Annotated in this window: 1 protein-coding gene; it reads left to right on the top strand. The window is 61.7% G+C overall.

The features are described 5' to 3' along the window. On the top strand, positions 1-1,244 hold a 1,244-nt coding region (locus tag ACFQ6N_RS40940), incomplete at both ends, for a sulfatase-like hydrolase/transferase (protein WP_380659212.1).

Below are 1,244 nucleotides of genomic sequence, written 5' to 3'. Positions count from 1 at the left end.
TCGCTGTACTGTCCGCGCTGTATTCCCTGTTGCGCAGCCGCCGCAACCTGTTCGCCGCCGGATCCCTGGTTGCCCTGGCTGTCTGCCTCGGGGCCTGGGGATGGAATGGCGGCGTTCGGGAGGGCATCGATGAGAACAGGCCGGATGTGATCATCCTGGGGGTGGACTCGCTTCGTCCGGACTATCTGGCTTCCTACGGCGAGTTTCCCGGCGGACTGGCTCCCGCCATCGAGCGGACACTGGCCGGTTCGGTCGTCATGGATGATGTCCGCACGCCACTGGCCCGGACGTTTGTCTCCTACAGCAGTACCTTGACCGGAATGAATCCGCTCAAGCACGGCGCGCGCTTCAACCTCTATCCACGCTCGGAATTCTCGCGCGACCAGAATCTTGCCTGGGACCTGAAGCGGCAGGGTTACTTCACCATGCTGGCCATGGATGAATCGCGCTTCGCCAATTTCGACCAGAGTTTTGGCTTCGATAGAACCGTCGTCCCCACGGTGGGAGGGCTTGATTTCGTCGTTGGCGGCAGCTTTGACTTCTTCGCAACCAATCTCCTGCTGGCTGCGTTGCCCGCTTCAGAGCCGCTGAGCGTGGTCCAGGGCAATCGCGCTGCCTACCGCAGCTATCGCACCGCAGACCACCCCGCCCGCCTGATCGGTGAATTGCGGGATGCGCCGGCTGACGCGCCACTGTTTCTTGTCAGCCACCTCTGCCTGCCGCATTGGCCCTATCTGCCAGGCGGGATCCGTGAGGACAGGTCTCTTGACTGGGTAGGCAAGGTCAAGGGATATGAGGATTCACAGTCCCAGTATCTGAACGCGATCAGGGCAGTTGATGGTCAGTTCGAGGCGCTGATCGATGAGCTGCGCCGCCTGCGGCGTCTGGACAACGCGATCCTGGTTGTCATGTCGGACCACGGCGAAGACTTTGCAATGCGCCGTGACCAGTTCAATGACAACGACGCCAACCAAGCCGTGGGCGCATATGGCCATGGCAGCTTCGCGCTGTCGGACGTGCAGAACCACGTGGTGATGGCGATACAGCAATTCCGCAATGGCCAACCGGTCTGGACGCATCGACGGGTTGCGGGACCTGGCTCAGTGATCGACGTTGCGCCCACGATCGCCGAACTGGTCGGCCTGAGGCGCGACCGCTACGAAGGGCTCTCGTGGTTGCCGGCGATACGCCAGAACAAGGATCTTCCAGGCAATCGTGTTCGTTTCATGGAGAACGGCCTGCGC

It is taken from the genome of Kitasatospora sp. NPDC056446 (genome assembly GCF_042796115.1).
Taxonomy (GTDB): domain Bacteria; phylum Actinomycetota; class Actinomycetes; order Streptomycetales; family Streptomycetaceae; genus Kitasatospora.
The sequence above is the reverse complement of the archived record's forward strand: the minus strand, read 5'-3'. Positions and strand labels throughout refer to the sequence as shown.